The following is a 25,528-nucleotide window of genomic DNA, read 5'->3' as shown; positions in this document are numbered from 1 at the left end:
CGTCGCCCACGAGACGGCGACACCGCGCGCTCCGCCGGGGCACCCCGCCCGAGGGACGTCATCGTGCCGAAGGCAGGTCTCCTGGCTCACGGGTCAAAGCGCCCGCCGGACCTTCCCAGTGCAAGCACCAGTGGTCATCGGTGGCAGGCGCTCGCCGCTCACAGTTGCGGGGGCAGCTTCGGATTCGCTCCGAAAAGCGCACCGAATTCCCGTCTTAGCTCCGGGCCGGGACCCGAAGAACCTTGGCTGGACGATATTCGCCACCGGCGCGCATCCGGTCAACGGGCCTGACAAACTTTGTAACAGTGTTACGTTACGTGTGGCGCTATGGACACAGTCGGATCCCCGATGGAATTTACGGCTCTCACGTTGCGGTGATGGACCGGATTGGGCTCGGACGACGCGGGTCCGAATGAGATCGGCGGGCCGATGGCGGCTGGATATGCGCTATGCTGAACCGAACGGACGAGCGGTCATCGACGCCCTGTTTCATGCGCCGCTGGGCGCCGAGCGTCTCAGCTGAATGGAAATCCGACGGAACGCTCTTGGCATCGTGTTGCTGACTGCGGAACGCGCGGCCCGAGCTCATGACCCGGCATACGGTCCTTCGGTGACCCGCTCCATCTCAGGGCCGGCCTTGCCGTCCAGCCTTGGATCGCGGCATGCGTCATCGCCGCGGTCGCGGTGGCCCCGTGCCAAAACTTCTCGTTCGGTGCGAACCCGATACCCTGACAGGCTGGCTTTGCACCGGGCAGATGCTCTCGATCGGTTCGGTTCTAAGCCAGCCGGTCAAGTCAGTCATGCATTTGCGGTCGCTCGATCGCCCCTACATCTTCCGCTCGCGATGGATACGCTTCTTCTTCGGAAGTGCCTTGTGACGGCCGATGGTGACCCTGGCTTCCGACACCGTCGGTCCGGCCAGCGCCTTGCCCGGTGCGGGGCCAGCGGCCGTCGCGTCCGCGAACGTCGCGAAGGTCAACAGGGGTAAGGCGGCCAGCGCCGCGCGAAGAGCCCGGATCGTGTGCATAAGCGTTCACTCCTCTGTCTGTGGGCGCCGGGCCGTTTCCGGGGCCGGCCGGATGCGACGAGCGGTCTTCGGTGTGAAGGTGCTCCCCCGGAATCGGGCCGGTCCGACTGCGAAGTGCCGCGCCGATCATGCGCGTGAACCGGTGTGAAGAGGCTTGGGCAGAGGCCCATTTAGTCTGACAAGATATCGTCGATCTGCAACGCGCAAGACTGATAAATGGAACACATGCTGTATTTATATTAAATAAATATAAGTCATAAATCAATATAGGCGCCTTGATTTTGATCAAGTTCTGCGAGCTCTGCCACGCGACGGAGCGTTCCGGCTGCGTCAGACGCCTTCGAGCAGTCGGTCGAGGTCGAAGGACGGACGCCGGCCTAGATCCGGCCCATGATCGGTCAGGAACGTCGCGGCGCTCCGGCGTCCCTCGTCCCGAAGCATCGTCAGGAATGCCCATTCCGCATTGAGCTTCGAGGACGAGCCCAGCTCGGCGACAACGTCGCTGGCGATGCGGTGCATGCGCATGGCCGCCCATCGTGCGCACTCGGAATTGTCCGTGGGCGCGACCTGCCGCAGCAAGGCCATCATCCGCAGTTCCTTGAGCAGGACCGCGTTGAAGGAGATCTCGTTGAGCCGGTTGAGGATCTCCCGGGCCGAGGTCGGCGCTTGTCTGCGCTCGACCGGATTGATCTGCACGATGATCGTATCGCGCGACTCGCATTCGCGGACCAGGGGGGTGATCGTCGGGTTTCCGGAATAGCCTCCATCCCAGTAAGAGGCACCGTCGATCCGCACCGCCTGGAACAGGGTCGGCAGGCATGCCGAGGCGAGGAGCACGTCGGCCGTGACCTCGGCGTTGCGGAACACCCGGCCCCGGCCCGTATGAACATCCGTCGCGGTGACGAAGAGCTTGATCCGGCTCCGTGCGATACGCTCGAAATCCAGCCGCGAGTCCAGGATCTGTCTGAGCGGGTTGAAGTCGTGCGGATTGAGGTCATACGGGGAGAAGACCCGCGCCATCAGGTCCGCGGCCAGATACAGAGGCGCGGAATCGAGCGTCCAGCGGCCCAGTATCACGTCGAGCGGGCTGCGCTGCAGCGGGCTGAACCGGGCCGCGCGCGAGACGGCGTCCCAGAAGGTCTGGAGTGCCGCGCGCGCACCGGTGGCCCCGTCCCGCTCGTAGCCGTCGATGAGGACGGCTGCGTTCATGGCACCGGCCGACGTCCCGGAAATGCCGTCGATGCTCAGCCAGGGCTCCTCGAGCAGGCGATCGAGGACCCCCCATGTGAAGGCGCCGTGCGCGCCGCCGCCCTGCAGGGCCAGATCGATCAGGACCGGATCCCGCCCCCGCCTGCCCGCCGTGATCGCCTCATCCGACATGGGACCGATACCCTCATCCCGTAAGCACCTCTTCCGTCGCCCTGCCGCCATCCCGGACCGCGACCGGCTGCGGAGCAAGAGCGGCTTTCGCCGTCTACTCGGCGACCGCCTCGCCGGAATCGGCCCGATACGGGTCGGACTGCACGCGATTGGCGGCGCCGCGCACCTTGGTGCCGGGCAGGATCTCGAATCGCGGGTCGAACGTCACCATCGTGGCGGCCAGCCGGCTCAGGAGGCCGGCGTCGCCCTCGACCTGCGCGGTCCCGTCGGCAATCTGCGCCTCCAGGGTCTTGGCGCCGATCATCGTCTGCTCGAGATCCGACCGGTTGATGGTCAGGGTGAGATCGGGCTTCTCGGCCTGGAAACCCGGGATGTTGGTCAGCGTCGCGTTTTCCAATTCGACGATGAACCGCTCGCCGTTGTCCGGCGTGATCAGATTGATGGTGAAGCGCATCCCCTCCGCCTTGCGGCTGTCCATGCGGATGCCGAGAAAGTTCAGGAAGAGCTCGGTCGGCATCGCCCGCACCACGTCGGGGCTGCTCGAACTGGCCGTCGCGCCTTCCGGGATGCCGGAGCGCAGCTCGTAGGCGCCGGCCAGGAAGCAGTTGCGCAGGCTGGGATTCTCCTGCTGGTAGCCGATCTGCTCGAAGATGTCGGCGAGGAGGTCCTTGGCGGCCTGGTTCTGCGGCTCGGCCTGGACGAGCTTGTTCACGATCTCCTGGGCCAGCAGATACTGGCCCGCGTCGTGCAGCCGCTTTCCCCGGGCGAGGATCGTCTCCGCACCGCCCATCATGTCGACGTAGAGGGGGGCGCTCTCCGACGGGGCGAGCGGAATCAGCGTCGCCGGGTTGCAATCCCAGAATCCGAGATAGCGCTGGATCACGCCCCGGCTGTTGTGCTCCGGCGACCCGTGATAGCCGCGACAATGCCACGTCTGCTGTAGGCTCTGCGGCAGCGCGTAGACCTTGTGGATCTCGTTGATCGTCACGCCCTGGTTGGCGAGGTGGAGCACCTGATTGTTCATGTGGGCGTAGAGGTCGCGCTGCGCCCGCAGAACCGCCTGGATCCGCGCATTGCCCCAGCGGGGCCAGTGGTGGGAGGCGAACATTACCTCGGCCTCCCAGCCGAACCGGTACAGCGCCGCGTTGATGTATTTCGACCAGTTGAGCGGATCGCGCACCGGGGCGCCGCGCAGGGTGTAGATGTTGTGCAGGGACGCGATGACGTTCTCCGCCATCCAGAGCGCCTTCCGGTCCGGGATGTAGGTGTTCATCTCCCGCGGCGCTTCCGTGTTCGGCGTATTCTGGAAGACCATCGGGATGCCGTCGACCTCGAAGGTCTCGATCGGCTTCTCCACGTAGCGCGTCGGGGCGATCAGACCTGTGGTGCCGGCCGAGACGCGCTGTCCCAGGCCCTGTCCGACATAGCCGTGCGGCGCCGCCGGCAGGAGCAGCCCGTACTGGTAGAACAGCCGCCGGTTCATGGCGTTGCCGGCGTAGACGTTCTCCGCCACGGTATGGACGAGGAAATCGGCCGGCGCGATCACCGGCACGGCGCCGGACCGCACGTCCTCCTCCTTGAGGATCCCGCGCACGCCGCCCCAATGATCGCCATGCGTATGCGAGTAGATCACGGCCGAGATCGGCCGCCCCTCGCCCACATGCGTCTGGAACAGCGCCCAGGCGGCGCGTGCGGTCTCCTGGCTGACGAGGGGGTCGAACACGATCCAACCCGTCCGTCCCCGCACGATGGTGAGGTCCGAGAGATCGAACCCCCGGACCTGATAGATGCCGGGGACGACCTCGTAGAGCCCGTGATTGTTGTTGAGACGCGAGATGCGCAGCAGAGACGGATGGATACTGTCGAATTCGTCCTGCTGCTCCAAGAACTGGAACTGCTGCATGTCCCAGGCGACGTGACCATCGTCGGCCCGGATGATCCCGTCGGCCATGGGGGCGATCAGCCCGCGCCGCTGCTCCTCGAAATCCGTGTCGTCCGCGAACGGCAGGCGCGTGCGGGCCTGCCGGAGCACGGCGCGGGTGAACGACGACGGCGGTTTGCCTTTCGGATGGAAGTGCTCCGGACCGGCGAATGCCGCCGGGGATTCCCCGTCGCCCGCGGCGCGCGCTTCCGCCAGGAGGCATCCGGCTGCGGAGAAGGCGGCTCCGACAGCGGGAAGAGTCTTGATGAAGGCGCGGCGCGTCGACATCGGTCTGCTCCATCCCGGACGCGGTGGCTTGCCGTGGGACGACCGGGTCGCCGGGCGGCGGCGGCCGGATCCGGTCATCGGCGCACCGGTCAGCGCCAGGCGCAGACCCGGCGTCCGCGCCGCCACCAGCAGACCCTGCGGCGGCGCCGCCGCGGGACGACGACGACGGCCTGTGCTTTTTCGACAGGCGTGCCGCTCGGATCGTCGAGGGGCTCGATTCTCAGGGGCGCGGCGTAGACGGCACCCGGCACCATGAGCAGGCCCGCAGCCGCCAGGGTGGCGGACGAGAAACTGCCCAGCACGGCACGACGATCCATCGGTTCCATTGCCATCCTCCGGCTCGTGGTCTGATGTCCCTGGCTCTGCCACCCGATCCCGTCCGCGCCGACGGAGATCGGCGTTCGCCTATGCGGCTCACCGGGTCGCCGATCCGCTGCCGGGCGATGCGAGCGCCGGCGCGACCGGCGGCGGGCCGAAGAGGCCGATCCACGCCCATGACAGTCCCGCGGCGATCAGGTCGCAGGATACGAAGAGGCCGATCGCCCACAGGCCCGAATAGGGCCATTGCGCAATGATGGCGGCGCCCAGGAGCATCGAGAGCAGGGCGAACAGGATCACCGTGGCGCGCGACAGCTGCGTCGTGTGGACGATGGCCCAGAGCGCGCGCGCCACGCCGGAGGCGATCAGGGTGAGCCCGAGGACGAGCGTGAGGGCGAGCGACGCTTCGAGGGGGCGGAAGACGGCCCAAAGACCGCCGACGAGGTAGAGCAGGCCCGCGAAGAACCGAACGACGCGGGATCGCCACGCTTCGACCTCCGACGGCTTGGCGAGCGCCTCGGCGATCTCGGCGATCCCGGCCGCGATCAGGAGGACGCCGTACCAGAGCGTGCTGACGATCGTGAGGCTGACCACCATGAAGAGGCCCACGATGCCGAGGATCAGCAGCAGGCTGCCGACCGCGAGAAGCCATCCGCGGGCACGCCCCGCTCCGGTCTGCAGCGTTCCAAAGGTGACCGTTCCGCCCATACGACACCTCCCGTCGGACCCGTGGATGAGGAGGCTGTCCCCATTCCGTCCGATCACTTCCGATTGAATCGCCCGTTCGGTCGGAACGGCGTTGATTCAAATCAAAGGCGCGGGTCCCCGTTCTCGACGGCCCGGGTGTCGATCGACGGCTCGGCATGGCCTGCGCAGCACGGGAGAAACCGGCGGATCGACCGAGGCACCGCACCGAAGAGACCGGTGCCGGCGACCAGACCCGCGATGCGGGATTGATCTAGCTCAAATCGAGGCCCCTCCCTTCGCGGCAGGATGCGGTCCGGCCCTGGATAATCCGATCCGCTCGGTCGGGCGGGCCACGGAAATAACGCCTCGCCTGACCGCAGGAGGTTCCATGGATATCCGCAAGTGCGCGGCCGAGGCCATTGGCACGTTCTGGCTCACCTTCGCGGGCTGCGGGAGCGCCGTCATCGCGGCCGCGTTTCCGCAGGTCGGAATCGGCCTCCTCGGCGTCGCGCTCGCCTTCGGCCTGACTGTCGTCACCATGGCCTATGCCATCGGGCACATCTCGGGCTGCCACCTCAATCCGGCGGTGACCTGCGGACTCGCAGCCGGAGGCCGGTTTCCGGCCCACGACATCCCGGCCTACGTCATCGCCCAGGTCGTCGGCGGCCTCGTCGCCGCGGCTGTGCTCTACGCCATCGCCAGCGGCGCGCCGGCCTTCTCCGTCGAGAAGGGCTTCGCCGCCAACGGCTATGGCGCGCATTCGCCGGGGCAATACGCGCTGACCGCCTGCCTCCTGACCGAGGTCGTGCTCACCATGATGTTCGTCTTCGTCATCATGGGCGCGACGCACGGCAAGGCCCCGGTCGGCTTTGCGCCGCTGGCCATCGGGCTGTGCCTGACCCTCGTCCACCTCGTCGGCATCCCGGTCACGAACCTCTCGGTGAACCCGGCGCGCAGCACGGGACCGGCGGTCTTCGTCGGCGGATGGGCCCTGACCCAGCTCTGGCTGTTCTGGGTCGCCCCGATCTTCGGTGGGGTTCTCGGCGGGATTCTGTATCGCTGGCTGAGTGAGGAGCCCTCCGTCCAAGTGACCGGCATCTCTCCTCCGGCCCCGGCGGAGTGAGACGACGCACCGCTCGCCGGGAAATCAGGCAAGAACTTTGCTGAAAAACCATATTCACTGTCTCTCTTCGCGATGTCGATTTTTGCGCGCGGCGCGCCGTCGCGATGCGCCGAACGTGACTTGGCCGGACCACCCGGGATGTTCCTCCCTGCGCCGGCCTTCGCCAGTCGAATCGAAGGCCGGCGCGATCCTTGATCGGACACCGGGAACCGCGCCTCAGCGGCTCGCGATCTGTCACGCGACGGGACAGGCCCCCCGGTCCGAACACTTCGTGTCTTTCCGTCCGCCAGACGGATCGGTGCCGCGCGCGTTCGTCTCCGGGATCGAGGATCGATCTCGAATCCGCGCCGCGGTGCATCTCATCTTGTCCGCTCAGGCCATGGCTACGATGCGGTCCTCGACGGCGCGCACGCCCGGCACCGACCATGCGGCACGCTCGGCCGCATCGCGCTCCGCCCAGGCCGTCACGGCACCCTCCAGAATGACCCGGTCGCCCGAGACGGTGACCTTGATCGCGTCGGCTTCGAACAGCGCGCTTCGCCGAAACGCCTCCAGGATCTTGTCCTTGACCGCCCCAGGTGGAACGCGCGGTTCGATCGCGATCCGGTTGGTGACGCCAAGCACCCCTGAGAGCTGCCGCACGACGGCCTCGGCGGATCTCGACTGGTAGCGCCAGGGCACGGCGCCCGTCAGGGTGATCCAGCCGCCGCTCACCGTGACCTGGATGGCGTCCTTCGGGAGATGCACAGACCAGTCGATGATCGCCAGCGCCCGGGCGGCGATCTGGTCGTCGGCCACCTTCTTCGCGTCGGCGTAACGGACCGCGATCTCCTGCGCGATGGCGCGCACACCCCGGACGCGGCGCACGGCGCGCTCCGCCTCCACCTTCTCGGCGTAGCTGCCGACATGGCCAGTGAGCGTCACCACCCCTTCGGAGACGGCGACGCCGATATCCCCGGCGTCCAGGCTGGGGTCGAAGTCGAGTTCGTCGAGCACCGCCCGGCGCAGGGCCTTGTCGGTCATGGCGTTCCTCCTGAGGCGGCGCGGGCCGCGCGGCTCCCGGTCAGGCGGCGCCGGCCGCCTGATCCATCAGAAGGCCCTCGCCTCGCGCTCGCTCGAGCACGAGCCGTGCGGCCACCCGGGCTCGGCCGGCGCGCAGCCTGCTGTCCGGATGGCCCTCGCGGAGCGCCTGGCAGGCACGGGCCCGGAACCAGTTGGCATTCGCGATCGCCGTGGCCCGGCGTTCGGGCTGATCAATTCCGCGGGCCTTTTTCAACGTTGCCATCGTCTTCAGCATTCCGGTTCGCGCGACACCGAGAGCCTGTCCATCGTGGCGCTGGCGGCGCTCTTCGTCTGTCGAAGCGGTGAAGCAGTCGACCGCGGCACACATTGATCAGGATCAACGCTGCCGCATCCGTCTCCGGCATCAAACTCTCAAGCCAGGAGGAGGATCGCGATGTCGCCATCGGATATTCGACTCGCTGTCGAAGCCCACAGAGAGGCCCTCGACGCATTGACCGGATTCTTGTCCGAGTTTCCTATGATTCCGCGATATCTTGTCGAGAATCATATCGCCTTCGAAGTTGCCCACCGCATCCGATCGGGCGTCAGATCGCGCGATCGTCTGGTGCGTTACGGGATCGAGGCGGTTTTGACGGACAAGTACTGAGTGGCGAACAGGAGCCGCATCAGGGGTGGATCGTGTCGGCGAACCCAGACTTGCTCAGGCGCGCGGCGGTTCAGGCTCGCCGCGCAGGGCCGCCACCGTTCCGGCGAACCGGTCAAGGAGGACGGCGCGGCGCAGCTTCAGCGTGGGGGTCAGGAGGCCGTCCTCGACAGTCCAGGGCGTCCGCAGCAGACGCACCGCCCGGACCCGGGCAGCGCGGGGGCCGTCATGCAGCGCCGCGGCGATCCGATCCAAAGCGGCCCGTCGGGCACGCGCGTCATCGAGGGCGTCCTCCGCCGCGGGATCGAGACCCAGATCCTGCGCGAGCTGCGTCCACATCGCCGCATCGACCACCGCCAGGACCGACAGCCGCGCTTCGCCCTCGCCCAGGACCATGGCCTGACGGAACAGGGGATCGCGCAAGATCGCGGCCTCCACGGCCTCGGGCGAGATCTTCTCGCCGGTCGACAGGACCATCATCTGCTTCAGCCGGCCGGTGATGCACAGATCGCCGTCCTGCAGCGTGCCGAGATCGCCCGTATACAGCCATCCGTCACGCAGGACCTCGCCCGTGAGGTTCGGACGGCGCCAGTACCCGAGCATCACGCCTGGCGAGCGCACGAGGATTTCCCCCGATGCCGCGAGGCGGATCTCCATTCCGGGAAGTGCGGGGCCGACCCGGCCCGGGCGCGTGGCGCCGAGACAAAATCCCGTGACCGCCGAGGCCGCCTCGGTCAGGCCGTATCCCTCGACCAGGGGCAGGCCGAGGCTGAGGCAGAACCGGGCGGTATCCTCCGGAAGCACGGCGCCTCCAGAGACCGCGAGCCGCAAACGACCGCCGAACGCGCGGCGGATGGGGCGCCCCACCAGGCTGCGCAGCAGGAGGCCGAGTACGGTCCGGGCAAGGCCGAGCCGCCGTCCGTCCCGCCGGGCCGCGAAGAGCGCCCAGCCTCGGGCCAGGGCTGCGCGCAGCAGCCAGCGCGTCGGCGGCGTCCGCTCCGCCCGTTCCGTCACGCTGTGGCGCAGACGTTCCAGCACGCTCGGGACCACCAGCAGGATGGTCGGGCGTGCGAACAGGAGGTCCTCCTGGAGATGCGCCACCGATCGTGCGAACACGACGGGCGCTCCGAGGATCAGCGGCAGATAGCACCCGACCACACGCTCGAAGATGTGGGCGAGGGGCAGATAGGACAGGAACACGTCCCGATCCGAGCCGGGGTTGCGGTCGAGAACAGCCTGCGCGACCGCCAGCAGATTGCGGTGCGAGAGCATCACGCCCTTCGGGCGACCGGTGGTCCCCGACGTGTAGACGATCGTCGCGAGGGCATCGGGGTCGCGCCCGGCAGGAGTCAGCACGGATCCACGCGCGCCTGCGAGCCAGAACCGCAGGCTCTGCAGGCGCGGATCGGAAGGTCGGGTTCCTCGCGGCTCCTCGAGCGCGATCACGCGCTGAACTCCGGTGCGCAGCTGGGCGCGATCCCCGAGGCTCTCCCATTGCGCCGCCGTGCGGACGACGACGATGCGGGCGCCGGAATCCGCCAGGATGTCGACGGCATTGGCGGGAGCGTCATCGGGAAACAGCGGCACCACCACGAGGCCGAGCGAGAGCGCCGCATGATCGAAGGCCACCCACTCGATCCCGTTCGGCAGCCAGAGCGCGACCCGTGCGCCCGGTTCGAGCGCCTCGCTGGCCAGGGCGGCCGTCCGTTCGGCGACCCGCTCGGCCATCTCGGCCCATGTGATCGCAGAAAAACGTCCCTCGGCAGGATCGTGCGCCACGTAGGCCACCGCCGTCGGGCGGCGGGTTGCCTGGGCTCGCAGAAGGCTGGGGATCGTGCCCGTCGAGGCGTCCGCGGGCGGCTTTGCGCAGATCCGTGTCTCGGAGCGGCCCGACATGATCATTCCGGAGCCGGCTCGACGGGCGGCGGCATCGCTTCCCGGGAGAGGTCCGGCTCGTTGCAGCGGGCGAGAATCGCCGCGCGGGCCCGATTGCGCAGGCGGATCGCGGCGTGGAAATCCTCGCCGTCCGGGGCGATCGGCGCTCCGATATGGACGTGGATCACGCTCCGCCGGGGGAACCACTGATCGGCCCGCAGCGCCGACCGCGTGCCTGTGATCGCGACCGGCACGATCGGGGCACCCGCGCGGCAGGCATTCAGAAACGCACCGGGGTGGAAGCCGAGGAGGCCCGGGGTCCGGGTAAAGGTGCCCTCCGGGAACGCGACCACCTGCTCGCCATCGCGGATGCGCCCGACGATCGCCGCCGCGTCGGCGATACCCGCCACGGTACCCCGGTGGACGAAGGCGGTTCCCAGCCGCCGCAGGAACGGCCCGGCGATGCGCTGACGGGCCAGCTCCTGCTTGGCGAGGAAGACCGGCGTCCCGGGCAGCACGGCCGCCAGCACGGCGCCGTCGAGATAGCTCGCATGGTTGGCGACGACGACGGCGCCGCGGCTGACGGGCTCGCCCGATACGGTCAACGGCGTCCGCGTGACCCGGAAGAAGACACGCAGGCCCGTCCGGAGGGCGCCGAAGCGCCAAGCGCGCTTCGGCAGGACGAGCACCAGCGGCCATAGGATGGCACCGATGACGACGAGGACGCCCCACCAGGAGGCCGCGTAGGCTGCCTCTGACCAGAGCCGCCCGATACGGCGCAGCCGCGCCGCGGCCCCCGCGACGGCGAGCCGGACCAGCTGCGTCCGCAGGGCGGCTTCCGGCCGGCCGAGTTCGCCTGCCGCGTAGAGCGACCGCGTCGCCGCGCGACGGATCTTCCCGCTCGACGTCTTCGGCAATGTGCGGGGCGGACACAGGACGATCACGTCGGGCGGCTGCTCGATCACGCCCATCGCTTCCCGGGCCAGGGTGCGGCGTAGCTCCTCCAGGGCCGCGGCGTCGGTGAGGCGCGTCTCGGCGGCGAGGATCAGCCGCTCCGTCCCGGTTCTCGGGTCGGGGCTCGCGAAGGCCGCGACACAGCCCTTTCGGACGCCGTCGACCGCGCCCGCCACCTCTTCCAGCTCGTGCGGATGGATCTTCCGACCGGCCCGGATGATGATGTCCTTGGTACGCCCCGTCACGAAGACGTCGCCGCTCGCCAAATAGGCGAGGTCGCCGCTCTCGAGCCAAGCTCCGTCGAACAGGGCGCGCGTGATCTCCGGACGCCGGAAGTAGCCGGTCGTCGCGGAGGGACCGTTGAACTGCAGCCGCCCCTCCCGGCGCTCCGGCACCTCGCGCCCGGCCTCGTCCACGATCCGGATCTGATGGCCGCGCAACGGATGCCCGCAGGCCGCGAAGGCGACGGCCCCCGGAGCGCCAGGCTCGGCCGGCAGGGCCTCGCCGCTCCGCGACAGCGTTGCGCGGTCGATCCAGTCGATGCGCGGGCCCCGGCCGAGGGGCGGAAAGGTGAGGCCGACCGCGCATTCGGCGAGCCCGTAGACGGGTGTGACGGCCGACGGCCGGAGGCCGAAGGCCGCGAAGCGCTCAGTGAACCGGGCCAGCGTGTCCGGGCTGACCGGTTCGGCCCCGTTGGTCAGGACGCGCAGCGAGCTGAGATCGAGCCCCGCGAGATCCTCGTCCCGCAGGGTCTTGAGACACAGCTCGTAGGCGAAGTTCGGGGCGGCCGAGATCGTGCCGCGCTGGCGATGGATTGTCCTGAGCCAGCGCCCCGGATCGGCCAGGAAGGCCAGGGGTGAAAGGATCGCCGCCGGCGCACCGTAATAGAGGCTGCCCAGCCAGCAGCCGATCAATCCCATATCGTGGTAGAGAGGGAGCCAGCTCACGACGACGTCAGCCGACGAGGCCGCCACCGCTTCGCCCATGGCGCGGACATTGGCGAGCAGGTTGGCGTGGGTCAGCATCACGCCCTTCGGATCGCCTGTGCTGCCGGAGGTGTATTGGATCAGCGCAAGGTCCGCCCCCGTGGCCGGGACGGCCGCCGCCAGAGCGTCTTCCGTCACGAGATCCGCGGTGGTCGTCAGGACCCGCAAACTCTCGACGCCGTCGCGCAGCAGCCAGGCGAAGGGTTTGATCGCCGCATCGGTGATCAGGATCTGCGGCGCGGCGTTCGCCAGGATACCGACTTGACGCTGCAGGTGATCCTGGATCTGGGCGCGCCGGAACGGCGGGTAGAGCGGGACCGGGACCCCACCCGCCAGGATCGTACCGAGGAAGGCCGGGAAGAAGTCGGGCCCGGTGGGCAGCATGAGGGCGACCCGGTCGCCGAAGGCGAGATCGAGCTTCAGGAGGCCGGCCGCGACCTGACGCGAACGCCGGTCGAGCGCCGCGTAGGTCAGAACGGTCTCGGTCCCGTCCTCCTGTTGCAATCGAAGATGGGGGCGGTCCGGGTGATTGCGGACGTGGAAATCGAGCACGTCCGCCCACGTGGTGGCCCGGTGCGGCTCGGCCGCCGTCGGCAGCGCGGCTGGTGGCGGGGATGCCGCCGAGGGCTCGCGCGCGGCGCCCGCAGCCTGGATCGCGGCCAGCAACGCGGCCGGCGTCGCTGCCTCGCCGATCAGCCTCTCCGGCAGCGACACCCGGAAGCTGCGCGACAGCCTCAGGATCAGCTCCGCGCGCCCCAGGCTGTCGAGGCCGAACTCCCGTTCGAGGTCGCTGTCGAGGTCGACCGCGATCGTCGCGCCCCGCTCCGGGTGCAGTTCGAGCAGGAGCGACCGGACCATGTCCAGGACAGCGGCTCCGGTGGGCTGCGCGACCGGATCGAACCGCTCGCTCGGCAGGCGCGCGACGTTCTCCACGAAGGACTCCGGGATGCCGGCGAAATGACCGGGCTCCAACCCGCATCCGCAACTCAGATAAGCCGTGTCCCGCCGCCGCGGCTTGATCTTCATCAACACGGGAACGCCGCATCGGATGTGCCTATGCAGCGATCGACCGGGGAAAATGCTGTGTTCGAGTGTGAACCGACGAGCTTGGCCTGCCGAGGCGGCGCGTCCTCGGATCGCGCACGCAGCGAGACCTTCGCCGGATGAGATTCCGTTGACACGCGTCAAACGCGCGGTCGGGGTGCGGGTCTATGATCCGCGCCGTCATCCGGTGACCGGAAGAAGGCGTCATGTTCCGCTCTGTCCTCGTCATCGCCGTCCTGGTCGGATCGACCGCGGCGCTCGCGCGGCCCGGAAGCGGCGCCCTGCCCTTCGCGCATGTCGAAGCGCGTCGGACATCGACCTGCCTGTGCGGCCCCGTGCGAAGATCGCCCCGCTTCAGGGACCGGGCGTCGGTCTACCGCGATCGCGCCGCCTCTCAAGGCGGCGTGCGAAGCCGGACCCTGGCCGGCGGCCGATTCGTGACGGGCGCCCCTGTTCCGGTGATGGGCACGGCAGACGGATTCCAGCGCTGGAGGCGCTACGACGATTGCATCTGGGGCTACGCTGGTCTCCTTCCGCCGGCGCATTGCACCGACTATTACGCCTTCTGAACCCGGCCGCGATCCGATCCGCACTGCAGTGGCCGGGATGCACGGTCGTGCATTCGTCGACCGGCCGTCACGGTTTCAGCGTCTTGAGGTAAGCCGTGAGGTCGGCGGCATCATCCGGTTCGAGCCGGAAGTCCGGCATCGCCGGATGCCGCCGCTCGACGCCCTCGATCAGGACGTCGGCGAGGTCGTCGACGGGAAAGCGCTCGGCCAGCATGCGGAAGGTCGGGGCCGCCCGCATCGGGCTCGCGCCCCGGAGGCCGATGGCGTGGCAGCCTGCGCAATGCGCATGCGCAAACTTCCGCCCCTGCGGCGCCGAGGATTCCTCCGCCTCGATCGCTCCGGTGCAGAGCAGATCCAGGCCGAGGGCGACACCGACGGAGAGGAGCCGCCAACGCATCAGTGACACATCAGGCTGCAGATGGGTGCGCGGTCGAGGACATCGCGCGTGACGCCGCCGAAGATCCATTCCCGCAGGCGGGAATGGCCATAGGCCCCCATGACGACCAGGTCCGCGTCCTGCTCCAGGGCGAACCGCATGATCGCGTCGGCATCCGGGCCGGCAGCGTGGAGGTGGTGGGCGGTGGCGCTCACGCCGTGCCGGGCGAGGTGAACCGCCAGATCCTCGGCGTTGCCGACCCGCAGGTCCTCGCCGCGGGTCGCGACGAGCACCTGATCCGCCGCGCGGAAGAAGGGCAGCGCCGCCGACATCGCCCTGCGCGCTTCAGGACCGTCCTTCCAGGCGAGGACGATGCGGGCGGCCTTCAGATGGACGATCCGCGGCGGCACGATGAGGACGGGCCGGCCGGCTTGCATCAGGACGGGCCCTGGCGACACGCCGAGCGGACCCGGGTCGGGATCATCCGGCCCCTGCCGGCTCACGACGACGAGGTCGGCGGTGCTCGCCTGTTCGACGAGATGCGTCAGCGGATCGGCGAAGCCCGCGTGCCAGATCGTGCGCAGCTCGCTGCCGGCGCTGTGTTCGAACACGTCGCGCGCCCGTTGCAGGATTCCGCGGACCCGGGTCGCATTCTGCTCGACGTCGTCGGCCGCCTCGCAGAGGTCCCGCACCAGGATGGGAACAGGCACCGTCTGGGCGGCCGCACCCGTGAGGATCGCTTCGAAGCGCCGCGCCAATCCGGCGGCGAGGCTGACCCGGTCCGGAGCGTCCTCGCTGAGGTCGAGGGCGACGAGGATATTCGCGTAGCCCATGGCGCCCCTTCCCGTGCCGAAAGCGAGACACGACGGGTGGCCCAGAAGGCGCGTAGCCGCCTTGATCCAGCGCAAGATGCTGGGTCGTCCGGGTCTTGAGATGGATCAAGGCTCTGCGGAAACCGCGACCGCATTGTGGGTGGGTATTCCGCTCCCGGTCGCAGGATATCCGCATGTCGTACGCCAGCCTCATGGTCGCGGTCGATGACGGGCTGCACGCCGCGCAACGCATACGACTCGCGGCGGATCTCGCGCATCGCCTGGGCACGCGCCTCGTCGGCGTGGCCGCATGCGTGCCGGATTATCCGCGGGGCTATGGCGAGACCGCCGTGCCCATGGGCTCGGCCATCGAGGACATCCGCCAAGCCGCCCTTACGAGACTCGCAGGCTTCGAACAGATCTTCCGGGAGGCCGCCTGCCGCAGCGACCGCGTCGAGTGGCGCTCGGATCTCGACCATCCCGTCCGCTTTCTGGAGCAGCAGGCGCGGGCCGCAGACCTCGTCGTCGTCGGTCGCTACGCGCAGAACGAGGGAGTGTCCCTCGGGGCTGCGGTCGACCTCGGGGACGTTCTGATGGAGCTGGGCCGTCCGGTTCTGGTCGTACCGCCCGGCGTCGAGCGAATGGAGGCGAAGCGCATCGTCGTCGGGTGGAAGAGCTCTCCGCAGACCCGCAGGGCCGTATGGGACGCGATGCCGTTGCTCAGGCGTGCGGAGACGGTCCAGGTGGTGCGGGTCAACGATGGCGAGGACGCGTCAGAGATCGAGGATGTCGCCCGGTACTTGGCCCTCCACGACGTGAATGCGGTGCCGCGCCGAGTCGTGGCATCGGGCTGGACGGCGGCCGAGGAACTGCAGAGGGCAGCGGTCGAGGCCGATGCGGACCTGATCGTGACCGGGGCCTACGGCTACAGCCGTCTGCGAGAATGGTTCTTCGGCGGCGTGACCCGTGACCTCCTGGCCGACGCGTCGGTCTGCAGCCTGATGAGCCACTGACGGGAGGTGCGCCGATGGCGAACCCGGGCAACCCTGGCGATCCTGACACCGGCTTCCCGCCGCCATCTCCAGCGCGAACACCGGAGCCGCAGCAAACCCCGCTGCCGGAGCCCCTGGGCATCCCCGACTCGGAGCCGGACGACGTGCCGCCGGCCAACGAGCCGCTGGGCATCCCGGGCGGAATGCCGCCCGAGATCGTGCCCTGACTGCGGATTCGTGCCTGACCGGCCCCGGAAGCCGGCGATCCCGGCCGTGTCCTGAAGCTCTTCCCGTGCGGAGCGATCCAGGCGCAGCGGTGCCGCCCGCCGCTGCGCTCGCCCAGGACGAGGCGGCGACGGCCAGGCCGGGCCCTGTCGTCCGATCAGGCGGCGATGCGCGCAGCCTGATCGCTGGTCGCCTCCTCCGAATCCGGCTCGGCGCGACCCTGGCTGGCGCGGAAATGGTCGAGGAGGCTGTCACCGAGGCCGTCGAGCACCCGATCGGTCGCGGCCTGCGTGGCCGGGTCCAGTTCCTCGGTGCGGTACCAAGCCAGGATCTGCTCCGGCAACGCGTCGAGGATCGCCCCCACGGGATTGAGCGGCTCGGCCACAGCCGGCACGTTGGCAACGGCTGTGACGATGACGGTTTCGTCAGGACCGGCCTCGGCCACGAAGGCGGTCTGGCGCTGGCTTTCCAAGGCAGCACGCCACGCGGCGTCGGCGGCTTCGGTCTCCCGGCGGGCCGTTTCCCGGGCGAGCGCCTGTGCGGCAATGGTGCGGGCCGCCTCGCGGGCCTCGTCCCGGGCGGCCTCGGCCTCGTAGCGTGTCAGCAGGGTGATGACCGGATGCATGTGCGGATCCGAGAGATCGCCGCAGGCCTCGATGGCGCATTCGATGATCCGCCGCGACAGACCGGTTCCCCGGGCGGGGAGCGCCCGGTCGGCGAGGTCCTGCCAGGCGGAGAGCGCCGCCTGCATCGCCGGCAGGAGCGGTTCGGGAAGGCCGGCTCTGGCATGCAGGTCCGCGAACTGGCGCGGGTCGCGCATGGCCCGGACGATCGCGGCATGATCCTGACCCGAGAGGTCGGCCAGGGCGGCCAGGGCGAAGTCGATCCGGCCGGAGAGCACGGCTCGGAGAACGAGCCCTGCCGTCAGCTGCCGGGTCGTGCGCAGATGGGTCACGAGGCGCGACACCGCAGCCGCACCCCGTCCTTCGCAGGCCTCGAGGGCCACGCGCTCGCCGGCCTCGCGGCTCATCCGGCCGCAACGCTCGGCGCTGAGCCAGCCCCGGTCCGTGACGAACCCTGAGAGAGCCTGTGCTACCGCGATCCCGAGGGCATGGCGCACCTCGGGCGGCAGGTCGGCCCGGGCAAGCAGCGCCTCGCGCAGGGACGCCTCGTCTCCCCGCCGCTCGATCATGCGCAGCAACCGGCCGGCGGTGATCTTCGCCGTCGGATTGGCCGCCAGAACGACCAGCGTGTCCGTCTCGCCGATCTCGGCCAGGGCGCCCGAGACCGCGTGCGACAGGTGGTGCCGGGCGGCGATCACCGCGCGGGTCGCCTCATCGCCGAGGGCCGCGGCATCCACGAGATCGGCATCGGTGAGGACCGGGGATCGGGCCAGGACCAGCCGCGCCACCTCCGGCACATCGCAGGAGAGGGCGACCACGAGGGGACGCGGGGCCCGTGCCGAGGCCGCGCAGGTCTCGGCGAGCGCCCGGCGTACCAGCGGCGATGGATCGTCCAAGAGCGCGAGCAGCGCCGTCTTGGCCTCCCAGGCCTCGTCGGCGTTGAGATCCCCGTACAGGTAGGCCCGCGCCAGAGACGCGGTCGCCTCGGCCCGGCCTCCGGCCGAAGCATTCTGCGTCCAGGCCAGGAAGTCGCGGATGATCATCGACCGCTCCGGGGGGCGAACAGGCTGGTCCTGTCGCCGGGCATGGGCACTGCGACCGCAAGGTCCGCGGGTCGGCGGGGCGGCAGCGGCGGATTGAGAAGAGGTGCGCCCGCGGGCGTCGCCGCCGGCTCGGGAAGTGCGCCCGTGACGGCAGGCTCCGCGTCGGCGACGCGCGACGGCGGCTCCGAATCGGAGCGCGGGAAGTAGGTCGGCGCCGGGTGCTGCGTCGGCGCGGCGGAGTTGCGGGACTGCCAGAGCCGCGCCGCGGCATCCGACGCCGCACCGCGCTGGTCCGTCTGGAACAGGCTGCGCAGATCCGAGCTCCCACCGAACGCGGTCGCTGCACTGGCATAGGCCGACACGGCCTGCGGCGCGGCGGGATTATCCTGGCGCAGGCCGGTGAGGTCGGTGGCGGCCGCGCCCTGTGCGGCCGCCGAGAGGCTGGCATACAGTTCGGCAGCGCTACGCGGCCTTCCGGCGCGGTCGTAGAACAGAGCCCGGTTCGCGGCGGCCGCCTCCGGCAGGTCGAGGGCGGCGGCGCGCTCCGGGAAGGCGCGGGCCGTCGAGATCAGGGCCGCGGCACCCTTCGCGCCCAGCACATGCGCCGCATAGAGGTCGCCCGCGGTCGGCTCGCGGCCGAGGGCGCTCGTCAGGGCGTCCGCATTCTGCTGGGTCAGGGCGCCGGCCAGCGTGGCGGAGATCTTGGGATCGCGGCGCAGGTCGAGGATCGCCTGCCGCTGGCTCGCGTCGGGGACCGTATAGGTGCCGTCCGACTGTCGGGTGATGGCTTCGGCCTGGGCCTGCAGACCGAGCCGCGGCCCGGCATTCTTCATCACGCCGAGCCAGGTTTGCTCGATGAACTGGAACAGCCCGGTGGCAGAGGAGGTCCCCGCCTTGGCGGCGGGATCGAGGGCCGATTCACGCCGCGCCGTGGCGAGGAGATAGTCGAAGCCGACGCCGCTCGCCGTCGCTCCGTCACGGATCGCCTGGACGACCGGACCCGAGGCGGGCGCGGCCGGCAGGGACCGCGCCTGGGGCGGCGGGCTCTCCGGTGGGCTCGACGGCGTGGTGAACAGGAACATCCGGGCGCGCACGGGAGTGGGGACCGTCCGAACCTGCGCCCGCTATGGTAAACAAGTCCTCAATCGACGGTGCGCGGCCCGATCCTGTTTCAGGACCCGGTGAACTCCCCGGCGCCCTTCGGCCGGCGCATCTGGAACCGGGTGTCGGCCGTGACGTGAAAGTAGTCGAAGTATCCGCCACGCATGATCGGATGCATCGCCGCGGTATCGACCATGCCGTCGACCACGTAGCGTGGATCGATATAGATCGACACGACTTGGCCGATCACCAGGAAATTCTCGGCCTCGCCGCCCTCGAGGGGGACCAGCGGCACGGTCTGCAACCAGCGGCATTCCAACGCCGCCGGCGAGGCGGCCACCCGCGGTGGGCGAACCTTGTGCGAGGGCGCGGTCTCCAGCTTGGCGAAGGCGAACTCGCTCGTTCCGCGCGGCAGCGGCGCCGAGGAATCGTTCATCCCGTCGCGCAGATCCCAGGTCGCGAGACTGCAGACGAATTCCTGCCCCTCCTCGGCGAAGGTCATCGCGTCCTTGCGGCCCGTGGAGGAGAACGCGACCATGTTGTCGGCCACGGCGTTGAAGAACGAGTAGGGCGCGAGGTTCACCGCGCCCGCACGGTTCATGGCGCTGATCCAGCCGATCGGCCGGGGCGCGACGATGGCCTTGAGCGGATTGTGCGGGAGGGCGCGCGCCTCCCGAGGCAGCGCGAGATCGTAATGCACGGCCGGTCCCTTCAGAGGTAGGTGACGATGTCGTCGAGCGCCGGCCGCGGCCGGTCGGAGGGCACCTCGCGCGCCCGGCCGATATGGACGAAGCCCGCCAGTTTCTCCGCCGGCGCCAAGCCCAGTGCGTCGAGGACGCGACGGTCGTAGGCGAACCATTCCGTCAGCCAGGAGGTCGCGAAACCGGCGGCATTCGCCGCGATCACGAGGTTCATGGTGGCGGCACCGGCGGAGAGCACCTGCTCCCATTCCGGGATCTTCACATGCGGCCCGGCTCGCGAGACCACCGCGACGACCACCGGCGCGTGGGTCAGGCGCGCCCGCTCCTGCGCGAGCCGATCCGGCGAGGCGTCCGGATTGTCCGCCGCGAAGGTCGACGCAATGATCTCGCCCGCCCGCGACCGCGCCTCCCCGCCGATCACGATGAAGCGCCAGGGCGCGAGCTTGCCGTGGTCGGGCACGCGGGAGGCCGCGGTCAGGATTGCCTCCAGCTGCGCGCGATCCGGGCCCGGCTCGTCCAGCAGCGGCGGCGGCACCGAACGTCGGGTCTTCAGGAGATCGAGGGTGGCGGTCATGCGCTCCGTCCCGGTATCGCGTCCCGTGGGGGATGTGGCATGCGCGGGCCTCCGGTGGAAGTGCGGCCTTGCCACCGCCATGGTCCGGAGGCACAGGCAGCCCCGGACGATCCGGCGTCCGAGCTGGGGCGAAGGGTTGAGAGAGGCCGACCGATGCGCATGAGGCTTGCCGCGACGGCGCTGGCGATTCTCGCTGCCGGCCTGCTGCCCGCATCCGCCCAGCAGGACCCGTTCCAGAACCGGCTCGGCGGCGCCCTCCCCTCGCCGTCGATCACCACGCCGAACCTGCCGCCATCCCTGCCGGCGGCCGAGCCGGAGGCGCAGCTGTCCCTGTCGGCGCTTCTGTCCGGGCCGGGCACACCCCTGCGCCAGGGGCTGGCATGGCGCATCTACGAGGACCGGGGCGACGGCACCCGCCCCGCGATTGTCGCCCGTTCCAACGAGGCGGAGCCGCATTTCAACCTCGCCCCGGGCACCTATGTGGCGACCGTGACCTACGGTTTCGCCAGCGCCTCGAAGCGGCTCGTGATGGGTGGCCAGCCGACCACCGATACGCTGCGGGTGGCAGCCGGCGCACTGAAGCTTGCGGGCGCCGTGGGTGACCAGAAGATCCCGCCCGGCCAAGTGATGTTCTCGGTCTTCGTGCCGGTGGGGACCAATTCCGAGGGCCGCCTCGTCCGCTCCGGGATCAAGACCGGCGAATTGCTGCGCCTGCCCGAGGGCACGTATCACGTGGTCTCGACCTATGGGGAGTCGAACGCGATTCAGCGCGCAGACCTCCGGGTCGAGAACGGCAAGGTGACGGAGGCGACCCTCAACCACCGCGCCGCCACCGTCACGCTGAAACTCGTGGCCGCTCCCGGGGCCGAGGCCTTCGCGGGCACCGCCTTCTCGGTTCTCACCCCCGGCGGCGACACGATCCGCGAGGCCATCGGGGCGTTCCCGCAGGTGACCCTCGCCGAGGGCGATTACGTCCTGATCGCGCGCCATGACGGGCAGGTCTACACGCGGGAATTCAAGGTCGAGAGCGGCCTCGACCGCGACATCGAGGTCGTGGCCAAGTCGGGCTGAGAGCGCCGGATCGGCTTTCAGGCGAAGCGCCGGGCCAGGGCTACGCAGGCGGCCACGGCCAGAGCGGCGCCGATCATGGCGGGCTCGATCCGCTCGCCGAGGACCAGCGCGGCGACGCCGAGGCCCAGGAACGGCTGCAGCAACTGGAGCTGGCCGACCGCCGCGATGCCACCGCGCGCCAGGGCCCGATACCAGAACACGAAGCCGATCAGCATGCTGAACAGCGCCACGTAGGCAAGGCCCGCCCAGGCCGGCAGCGGGATCGCGCCGGGCTCGGCCGGACAGAGCGCCAGGGCCAGCGGCACGCTCACCGGCAGAGACAGGACCGTGGCCCAGGCGATCACCTGCCATCCGCCGAGCCGGCGCGCCAGGACGCCGCCTTCGGCGTAGCCGAGCCCGCAGAGCACGATCGCCGCGAGCATGAAACCATCCCCGGGGCCGGGCGGTCCATCGAGGCCGCGCGCGGCGAAGGCGACCGTGACGAGCGCACCGGTGAGCGAAAACAACCAGAAGACGGGCGATGGCCGTTCGCCCGAGCGCAGCGCACCGAACAGCGCGGTGACCAGGGGCAGCAGGCCGAGGAACACCGTTCCATGCGCGGCACCGACGGTCTGCAAGGCCAGGGCGGTAAGCAGCGGAAACCCGACCACGACCCCCGCGGCCACGATGGCGAGCGCCGGAACGTCGGCCCGGCGCGGGCGCGCTTGGCGCAGGGCCAGAAGGGCCGCCGCACCGGCGAGGCCGGCGAGCGCCGCCCGTGCCGCACTGAGGAACAGGGCGTCCATGCCGGTCAGGGCGAGCCGGGTCGCGACCAGCGAGGCGCTGAAGATGGTGATCCCGACAAGACCATCCATCCAGGCGCCCGGTGCCGACCTCCGCGCCCGATCGAGCGAGGCGTCTGCCATGCATGTCTCCCGCAAACTCACGTCGGCCTTCGCTTGCCGCGACGGGCACCGGTGGGCCAGGAACGATCCCGCCGCCGCCGGGCATTCTGTCCCGGTCACGCGTCAGTACAGTTGCGCAAGGGGTTCGACGGGCGACTCACGACCAGGTGCCCGCGGACCGCGCGGGCACCTCGCGAGGGCTCCATGTTCCGCGCATTAACATTTCCGTGCGGGGGCGGAACGATGCGGCGTCATCGTCCATTTCCAGCCACCCATACCGGGACACTGGAGTTATTCATGCGCCGCCTCGTCCTTACAGCCCTCGCCGCCGCCACCCTCGCCGGTCCCGCCTTCGCCGCCAACGAGGCGCCCGCGACGGTGGCGCCGAAATTCGAGGCTGTCCCGCAGGACGCCGTGCTCAGCTACAACCTGATCGGTCTTAACGTCACCGACGCGCAGAACAACACGGTGGGCGAGATCAAGGATCTGGCCATCAATCACGACAAGCTTGTCGGCTACATCGTCTCGGTGGGCGGCTTCCTCGGCATGGGCGAGCACTACGTGGCGGTTTCGCCGAGCTCGATCGCCATCGGCTACGACGCCAACGCGAAGAAGTGGAAGGCCGTCATCGGAGCCTCCAAGGATCAGCTCAAGGCTGCGCCGGAATTCAAGTACGACGGCAAGTTCAAGCGCTGAGATCCAGATCTCAGACGAGGCCGGGCAGAGCGCCCGGCCGACCATTCGGGTCTCGCGGTGGAACGATCGCGGGACCCGTCGTGGCGGCCGAGGCATAACGCAGCGCCGGGCCGCCATGACACGATCGACGACAGTGCTTCCTGTCCCGACCGCACGAGGCGGAATGACAGGCTATCGCAACGGTGCGACGGTGTCGCCCTGGGAGGGGCGATCAGGCGCTCGGTGAAGCGGTCCACCGGGGCTTTCCAGAGCCTGACGCGCCAAGCAGGCGACCAAAGCGTCGCGTTTGGCCTGACGCAGCACGATCCGGGCGGCGGCCCGTGCGTTGGCGGCGCGCAACTCGGCGCGCGGGCCTCCATCGCGAAGGGCCCGCCATGCCAGGGCACGGAACCATCGGACGTTGGCCAGGGCCGCGGCGCGCCGGCTGAGCGGCCCACCGACATCGAGCGGCTTCTCCAGTGTCACGGACGCCATGGGCTCAATCCTGAAGTGCGACTCGCCGCTTGTCCGAACAGAGACAAGAGATGGCGAGTTCCGAGGAGCTGGGCAATAGTCCAAACGGTCATAACTTTCGGCCGACGCGCGAAGACTGCGCATCCGTGATATTTTCCGGACCAGCACCGTCTCGGCTTCGACGGCCCGGGTAAGACGCGGCCTTCTTTGACGCGGGCCGGTCGGGAACACCCCAGCGCGTTGAGGACTTCACGGAGCTGGGAGCCGGAGCGACGGCAATCCGGTCCGGTGGATGCCGCAAGAGGGCAGCGTGCCGACGATCTTCGATGCCCATACCTTCGCCCTTACCGCGCATGCCGGTCAGCTCGACAAGTGTGGCGAGCCCTGCATGCGGCACCTGGAGCGCGTTGCGAACGCGGCCCTGGCCCGAGCCGGTCACGCCCGACTCAGCGACGGACTCGACATTGACCCGATGCGAGTGATGCAGGCGGCGCTCCTGCACGATGTGCTGGAGGACACGTCACGCACGACGACAGATCTTCAGGCGGCCGGTTTCGAGGCGGATATTATCAGAACGGTCACGCTTCTCACGAAGCCCGCCAGCCGGATCGCCTATTCGGAACGGATTGCGGCCCTGATCGCATCGGGTGATCTCGCGGCATTGCTGATCAAGATGTCCGATACGGAGGACAATCTTCGTCCCTCCCGGATACCGCCCGATGCCGCCTTCCTGCGCGAGCGCTACGCCGACGCCTTCGCGCGTCTGAAGTCGGCTGCGGCGGTGATGGGATACACAGGGCGCTGAGGCCGGGGGCAAACGGGTCGCGTTGTGATCCGCTTCCGACATCTCTGTGCCGCTGAACGGCAACGCCGCGATCCGGCGCCCAGAGTGGACGGAAAGCTGAAGGGTGAGGTCCCGGCTGCCGGGCTTGGCCTTCGCCGGTCAGGGTGCCCTTCCCGCCACCTGGGCTGCCGGCGGCACCGTCTGGCGTCTGAGGGAGATCGACTCGGAACTGATGATCGTCCCCCGGATTGCATCGTCTGCGGATGCTACCCCCCGCTTTGGCCGCGGAGGACGTCGCCGTATCAAAGCGGCGGGAGCAAAGTTCCGAGCGACGCAGGCTTCGGGCCAGCCTTCCGCAGGCACTGACGCCGAACGCTGTCGGTCCCATTCCATGCGTTTGCAAGAAGGAGATTCCATGCCGTCGATCAGTCGTCTCTCGCTGGTAGGATTCATGCTGATCGGCCTCGCGGCCTGCGACGACAAGCAGGCGCAGAACAATACACCGACGAAGCCCGACGCCACGAAGATGGAACCGCAGACCGATCAATCCGCACCGAACCCGCCGAAGCGCTAGAACCGTTCCCGATCGCCTCGCGATCAGGAGCGGCTCAAAGCCTTCGTCCTAAGGCGCCTCTTGCGCCGAACCGGCGTTCATTGCGGCGGCGCGTCCGCGCGCCGGCAGCCCGCGATCGTAACGGGGCCGACCGATGGACGGTCCGAGACATCTGCGGTCATGCCCGGTCCGATGTGGCCGCGGAGCCCTCCGGGCCGGAGGCGGTGGTTAAGGTAGGATCGCCGGAAGGCTCAGCCACGAACGGGGCGACTGCGCCGAAGCTCAGGGCGGCTTGGACGAGGATGTCATCGAGCGTATCGGCAGCCCAAAGCGCGCCGTCGAATACGGACCACAGGATCTGGCGCATCGCTCTCCTCCCGCCGCATCCCGGGTCGACGCCGCTCCCCGGCGTCGTCCCGGGATGCGGCGCTCATTCGGTTCGCATCTGCATGCTCAGACGAAGTGCATCGGCAGGGCACGATCGAGGACTTCGACGTAGGTTCCGGCCAGGACCGCGATGGTGGCGACGGCGGCGGCGGCGGCAAGGGTGAGACGCGCAGTGAGGGTCATAGGAAGTCTCCATCGGATCCGCGACTGTCTTCGCGGTGTGATTCCGATGTAAGCTCAAGCTTTGCGGGCCGAAGTGCTCCCGCACACCTGAAAACGGATCGCGTGACCGTCGCGCGGCTCAGGGGAGCGGCAGTCCCGTCGGGAGCGTCGCGGGGCCGGAACGATCGCCGACGGCATCGACGGCGCGGTTCAGAGGGCCGGCGTGGCGTTTCCGTCCGTCGAGATCGTCTCC

General features: G+C 69.4%; 26 protein-coding genes and 1 riboswitch. Of the genes, 8 read left to right on the top strand and 18 right to left on the bottom strand.

Annotated elements, in window-relative coordinates; all coding sequences use genetic code 11:
• Positions 1 to 53: 53 nt before the first annotated feature.
• Positions 54 to 260: riboswitch (cobalamin riboswitch) on the bottom strand.
• Positions 261 to 826: 566 nt separating this feature from the next.
• The 5 genes from GGQ91_RS17630 to GGQ91_RS17610 form a co-directional block, all read right to left on the bottom strand.
• On the bottom strand, positions 827 to 1,027 hold the full coding sequence (locus GGQ91_RS17630; RefSeq protein WP_182592529.1) for a hypothetical protein: 201 nt from the start codon (positions 1,025 to 1,027) through the stop codon (positions 827 to 829).
• Between the two features lie 330 nt (positions 1,028 to 1,357).
• The gene (locus GGQ91_RS17625; RefSeq protein ID WP_182592528.1) at positions 1,358 to 2,407 is read right to left on the bottom strand and encodes a patatin-like phospholipase family protein; all 1,050 of its coding nucleotides are present in this window, start codon (positions 2,405 to 2,407) and stop codon (positions 1,358 to 1,360) included.
• Positions 2,408 to 2,501: 94 nt separating this feature from the next.
• Positions 2,502 to 4,616, bottom strand: a complete 2,115-nt coding sequence (locus GGQ91_RS17620) for an alkyl/aryl-sulfatase (RefSeq protein ID WP_182592527.1) — start codon at positions 4,614 to 4,616, stop codon at positions 2,502 to 2,504.
• Between the two features lie 89 nt (positions 4,617 to 4,705).
• Entirely contained in the window at positions 4,706 to 4,933 is a 228-nt protein-coding gene (locus GGQ91_RS17615) for a hypothetical protein (RefSeq protein WP_246410745.1), read from the bottom strand.
• 97 nt (positions 4,934 to 5,030) lie between these two features.
• Positions 5,031 to 5,642, bottom strand: a complete 612-nt coding sequence (locus tag GGQ91_RS17610) for an HdeD family acid-resistance protein (protein WP_043350331.1) — start codon at positions 5,640 to 5,642, stop codon at positions 5,031 to 5,033.
• 367 nt (positions 5,643 to 6,009) lie between these two features.
• On the opposite strand from GGQ91_RS17610, the gene aqpZ reads away from it, so the two are divergent.
• A complete protein-coding gene (aqpZ, locus tag GGQ91_RS17605) occupies positions 6,010 to 6,744 on the top strand; it encodes an aquaporin Z (protein WP_043350328.1) in 735 nt (244 codons plus the stop codon).
• 372 nt (positions 6,745 to 7,116) lie between these two features.
• Here aqpZ and GGQ91_RS17600 read toward each other — a convergent pair whose 3' ends face one another.
• From GGQ91_RS17600 to GGQ91_RS17585, 4 genes are all read right to left on the bottom strand, one after another.
• Positions 7,117 to 7,767: a BON domain-containing protein gene (locus GGQ91_RS17600; protein ID WP_182592525.1), complete on the bottom strand. Its 651-nt coding sequence runs from the start codon at positions 7,765 to 7,767 to the stop codon at positions 7,117 to 7,119.
• Between the two features lie 40 nt (positions 7,768 to 7,807).
• Positions 7,808 to 8,041, bottom strand: a complete 234-nt coding sequence (locus tag GGQ91_RS17595; RefSeq protein WP_244538828.1) for a hypothetical protein — start codon at positions 8,039 to 8,041, stop codon at positions 7,808 to 7,810.
• 426 nt (positions 8,042 to 8,467) lie between these two features.
• Positions 8,468 to 10,306 carry an AMP-dependent synthetase/ligase gene (locus tag GGQ91_RS17590; protein ID WP_182592524.1) on the bottom strand — a complete coding sequence of 613 codons (1,839 nt, stop codon included), beginning with the start codon at positions 10,304 to 10,306 and terminating at the stop codon, positions 8,468 to 8,470.
• A gap of 2 nt (positions 10,307 to 10,308) precedes the next feature.
• Positions 10,309 to 13,197 (bottom strand): AMP-binding protein, encoded by a 2,889-nt coding sequence (locus tag GGQ91_RS17585; protein ID WP_246410743.1) that lies wholly within the window; start codon positions 13,195 to 13,197, stop codon positions 10,309 to 10,311.
• Between the two features lie 278 nt (positions 13,198 to 13,475).
• Between GGQ91_RS17585 and GGQ91_RS17580 the strand changes: the two genes are divergently transcribed.
• On the top strand, positions 13,476 to 13,838 hold the full coding sequence (locus GGQ91_RS17580) for a hypothetical protein (protein WP_182592523.1): 363 nt from the start codon (positions 13,476 to 13,478) through the stop codon (positions 13,836 to 13,838).
• A gap of 67 nt (positions 13,839 to 13,905) precedes the next feature.
• Here GGQ91_RS17580 and GGQ91_RS17575 read toward each other — a convergent pair whose 3' ends face one another.
• Both GGQ91_RS17575 and GGQ91_RS17570 read right to left on the bottom strand, forming a co-directional pair.
• Positions 13,906 to 14,235 (bottom strand): c-type cytochrome, encoded by a 330-nt coding sequence (locus tag GGQ91_RS17575; RefSeq protein ID WP_078947047.1) that lies wholly within the window; start codon positions 14,233 to 14,235, stop codon positions 13,906 to 13,908.
• A complete protein-coding gene (locus GGQ91_RS17570; RefSeq protein WP_179697932.1) occupies positions 14,235 to 15,047 on the bottom strand; it encodes a universal stress protein in 813 nt (270 codons plus the stop codon). The genes GGQ91_RS17575 and GGQ91_RS17570 overlap by 1 nt, the downstream gene beginning before the upstream one ends.
• A gap of 173 nt (positions 15,048 to 15,220) precedes the next feature.
• On the opposite strand from GGQ91_RS17570, the gene GGQ91_RS17565 reads away from it, so the two are divergent.
• Together GGQ91_RS17565 and GGQ91_RS17560 are read left to right on the top strand one after the other, a co-directional pair.
• The gene (locus GGQ91_RS17565; RefSeq protein ID WP_053608952.1) at positions 15,221 to 16,039 is read left to right on the top strand and encodes a universal stress protein; all 819 of its coding nucleotides are present in this window, start codon (positions 15,221 to 15,223) and stop codon (positions 16,037 to 16,039) included.
• Between the two features lie 14 nt (positions 16,040 to 16,053).
• The gene (locus tag GGQ91_RS17560; RefSeq protein ID WP_043382136.1) at positions 16,054 to 16,245 is read left to right on the top strand and encodes a hypothetical protein; all 192 of its coding nucleotides are present in this window, start codon (positions 16,054 to 16,056) and stop codon (positions 16,243 to 16,245) included.
• A 155-nt stretch (positions 16,246 to 16,400) separates the two neighbouring features.
• Here GGQ91_RS17560 and GGQ91_RS17555 read toward each other — a convergent pair whose 3' ends face one another.
• The 4 genes from GGQ91_RS17555 to GGQ91_RS17540 form a co-directional block, all read right to left on the bottom strand.
• Complete coding sequence (locus GGQ91_RS17555) at positions 16,401 to 17,909, bottom strand: DUF2336 domain-containing protein (RefSeq protein WP_182592522.1); 1,509 nt, start codon at positions 17,907 to 17,909, stop codon at positions 16,401 to 16,403.
• Positions 17,906 to 18,991 (bottom strand): lytic transglycosylase domain-containing protein, encoded by a 1,086-nt coding sequence (locus tag GGQ91_RS17550; RefSeq protein WP_182592614.1) that lies wholly within the window; start codon positions 18,989 to 18,991, stop codon positions 17,906 to 17,908. The genes GGQ91_RS17555 and GGQ91_RS17550 overlap by 4 nt, the downstream gene beginning before the upstream one ends.
• A gap of 89 nt (positions 18,992 to 19,080) precedes the next feature.
• Positions 19,081 to 19,710: a flavin reductase family protein gene (locus GGQ91_RS17545; RefSeq protein ID WP_043349196.1), complete on the bottom strand. Its 630-nt coding sequence runs from the start codon at positions 19,708 to 19,710 to the stop codon at positions 19,081 to 19,083.
• 11 nt (positions 19,711 to 19,721) lie between these two features.
• Positions 19,722 to 20,285 (bottom strand): nitroreductase family protein, encoded by a 564-nt coding sequence (locus GGQ91_RS17540; protein WP_182592521.1) that lies wholly within the window; start codon positions 20,283 to 20,285, stop codon positions 19,722 to 19,724.
• 153 nt (positions 20,286 to 20,438) lie between these two features.
• Between GGQ91_RS17540 and GGQ91_RS17535 the strand changes: the two genes are divergently transcribed.
• Entirely contained in the window at positions 20,439 to 21,356 is a 918-nt protein-coding gene (locus GGQ91_RS17535) for a hypothetical protein (RefSeq protein ID WP_043755151.1), read from the top strand.
• Between the two features lie 17 nt (positions 21,357 to 21,373).
• Here GGQ91_RS17535 and GGQ91_RS17530 read toward each other — a convergent pair whose 3' ends face one another.
• On the bottom strand, positions 21,374 to 22,261 hold the full coding sequence (locus GGQ91_RS17530) for a DMT family transporter (protein WP_075381572.1): 888 nt from the start codon (positions 22,259 to 22,261) through the stop codon (positions 21,374 to 21,376).
• Positions 22,262 to 22,537: 276 nt separating this feature from the next.
• Between GGQ91_RS17530 and GGQ91_RS17525 the strand changes: the two genes are divergently transcribed.
• On the top strand, positions 22,538 to 22,936 hold the full coding sequence (locus GGQ91_RS17525) for a PRC-barrel domain-containing protein (RefSeq protein ID WP_043349208.1): 399 nt from the start codon (positions 22,538 to 22,540) through the stop codon (positions 22,934 to 22,936).
• A gap of 171 nt (positions 22,937 to 23,107) precedes the next feature.
• Here GGQ91_RS17525 and GGQ91_RS17520 read toward each other — a convergent pair whose 3' ends face one another.
• A complete protein-coding gene (locus tag GGQ91_RS17520; protein ID WP_246410741.1) occupies positions 23,108 to 23,410 on the bottom strand; it encodes a hypothetical protein in 303 nt (100 codons plus the stop codon).
• 289 nt (positions 23,411 to 23,699) lie between these two features.
• On the opposite strand from GGQ91_RS17520, the gene GGQ91_RS17515 reads away from it, so the two are divergent.
• On the top strand, positions 23,700 to 24,194 hold the full coding sequence (locus GGQ91_RS17515; RefSeq protein ID WP_182592520.1) for a phosphohydrolase: 495 nt from the start codon (positions 23,700 to 23,702) through the stop codon (positions 24,192 to 24,194).
• A 394-nt stretch (positions 24,195 to 24,588) separates the two neighbouring features.
• A complete protein-coding gene (locus GGQ91_RS17510; RefSeq protein ID WP_170867471.1) occupies positions 24,589 to 24,747 on the top strand; it encodes a hypothetical protein in 159 nt (52 codons plus the stop codon).
• Positions 24,748 to 24,904: 157 nt separating this feature from the next.
• Here GGQ91_RS17510 and GGQ91_RS17505 read toward each other — a convergent pair whose 3' ends face one another.
• On the bottom strand, positions 24,905 to 25,093 hold the full coding sequence (locus GGQ91_RS17505; protein ID WP_053608958.1) for a hypothetical protein: 189 nt from the start codon (positions 25,091 to 25,093) through the stop codon (positions 24,905 to 24,907).
• Positions 25,094 to 25,528: the final 435 nt, after the last annotated feature.

The organism is Methylobacterium fujisawaense (assembly GCF_014138435.1).
GTDB lineage: Bacteria > Pseudomonadota > Alphaproteobacteria > Rhizobiales > Beijerinckiaceae > Methylobacterium > Methylobacterium fujisawaense.
The sequence above is the reverse complement of the archived record's forward strand: the minus strand, read 5'-3'. Positions and strand labels throughout refer to the sequence as shown.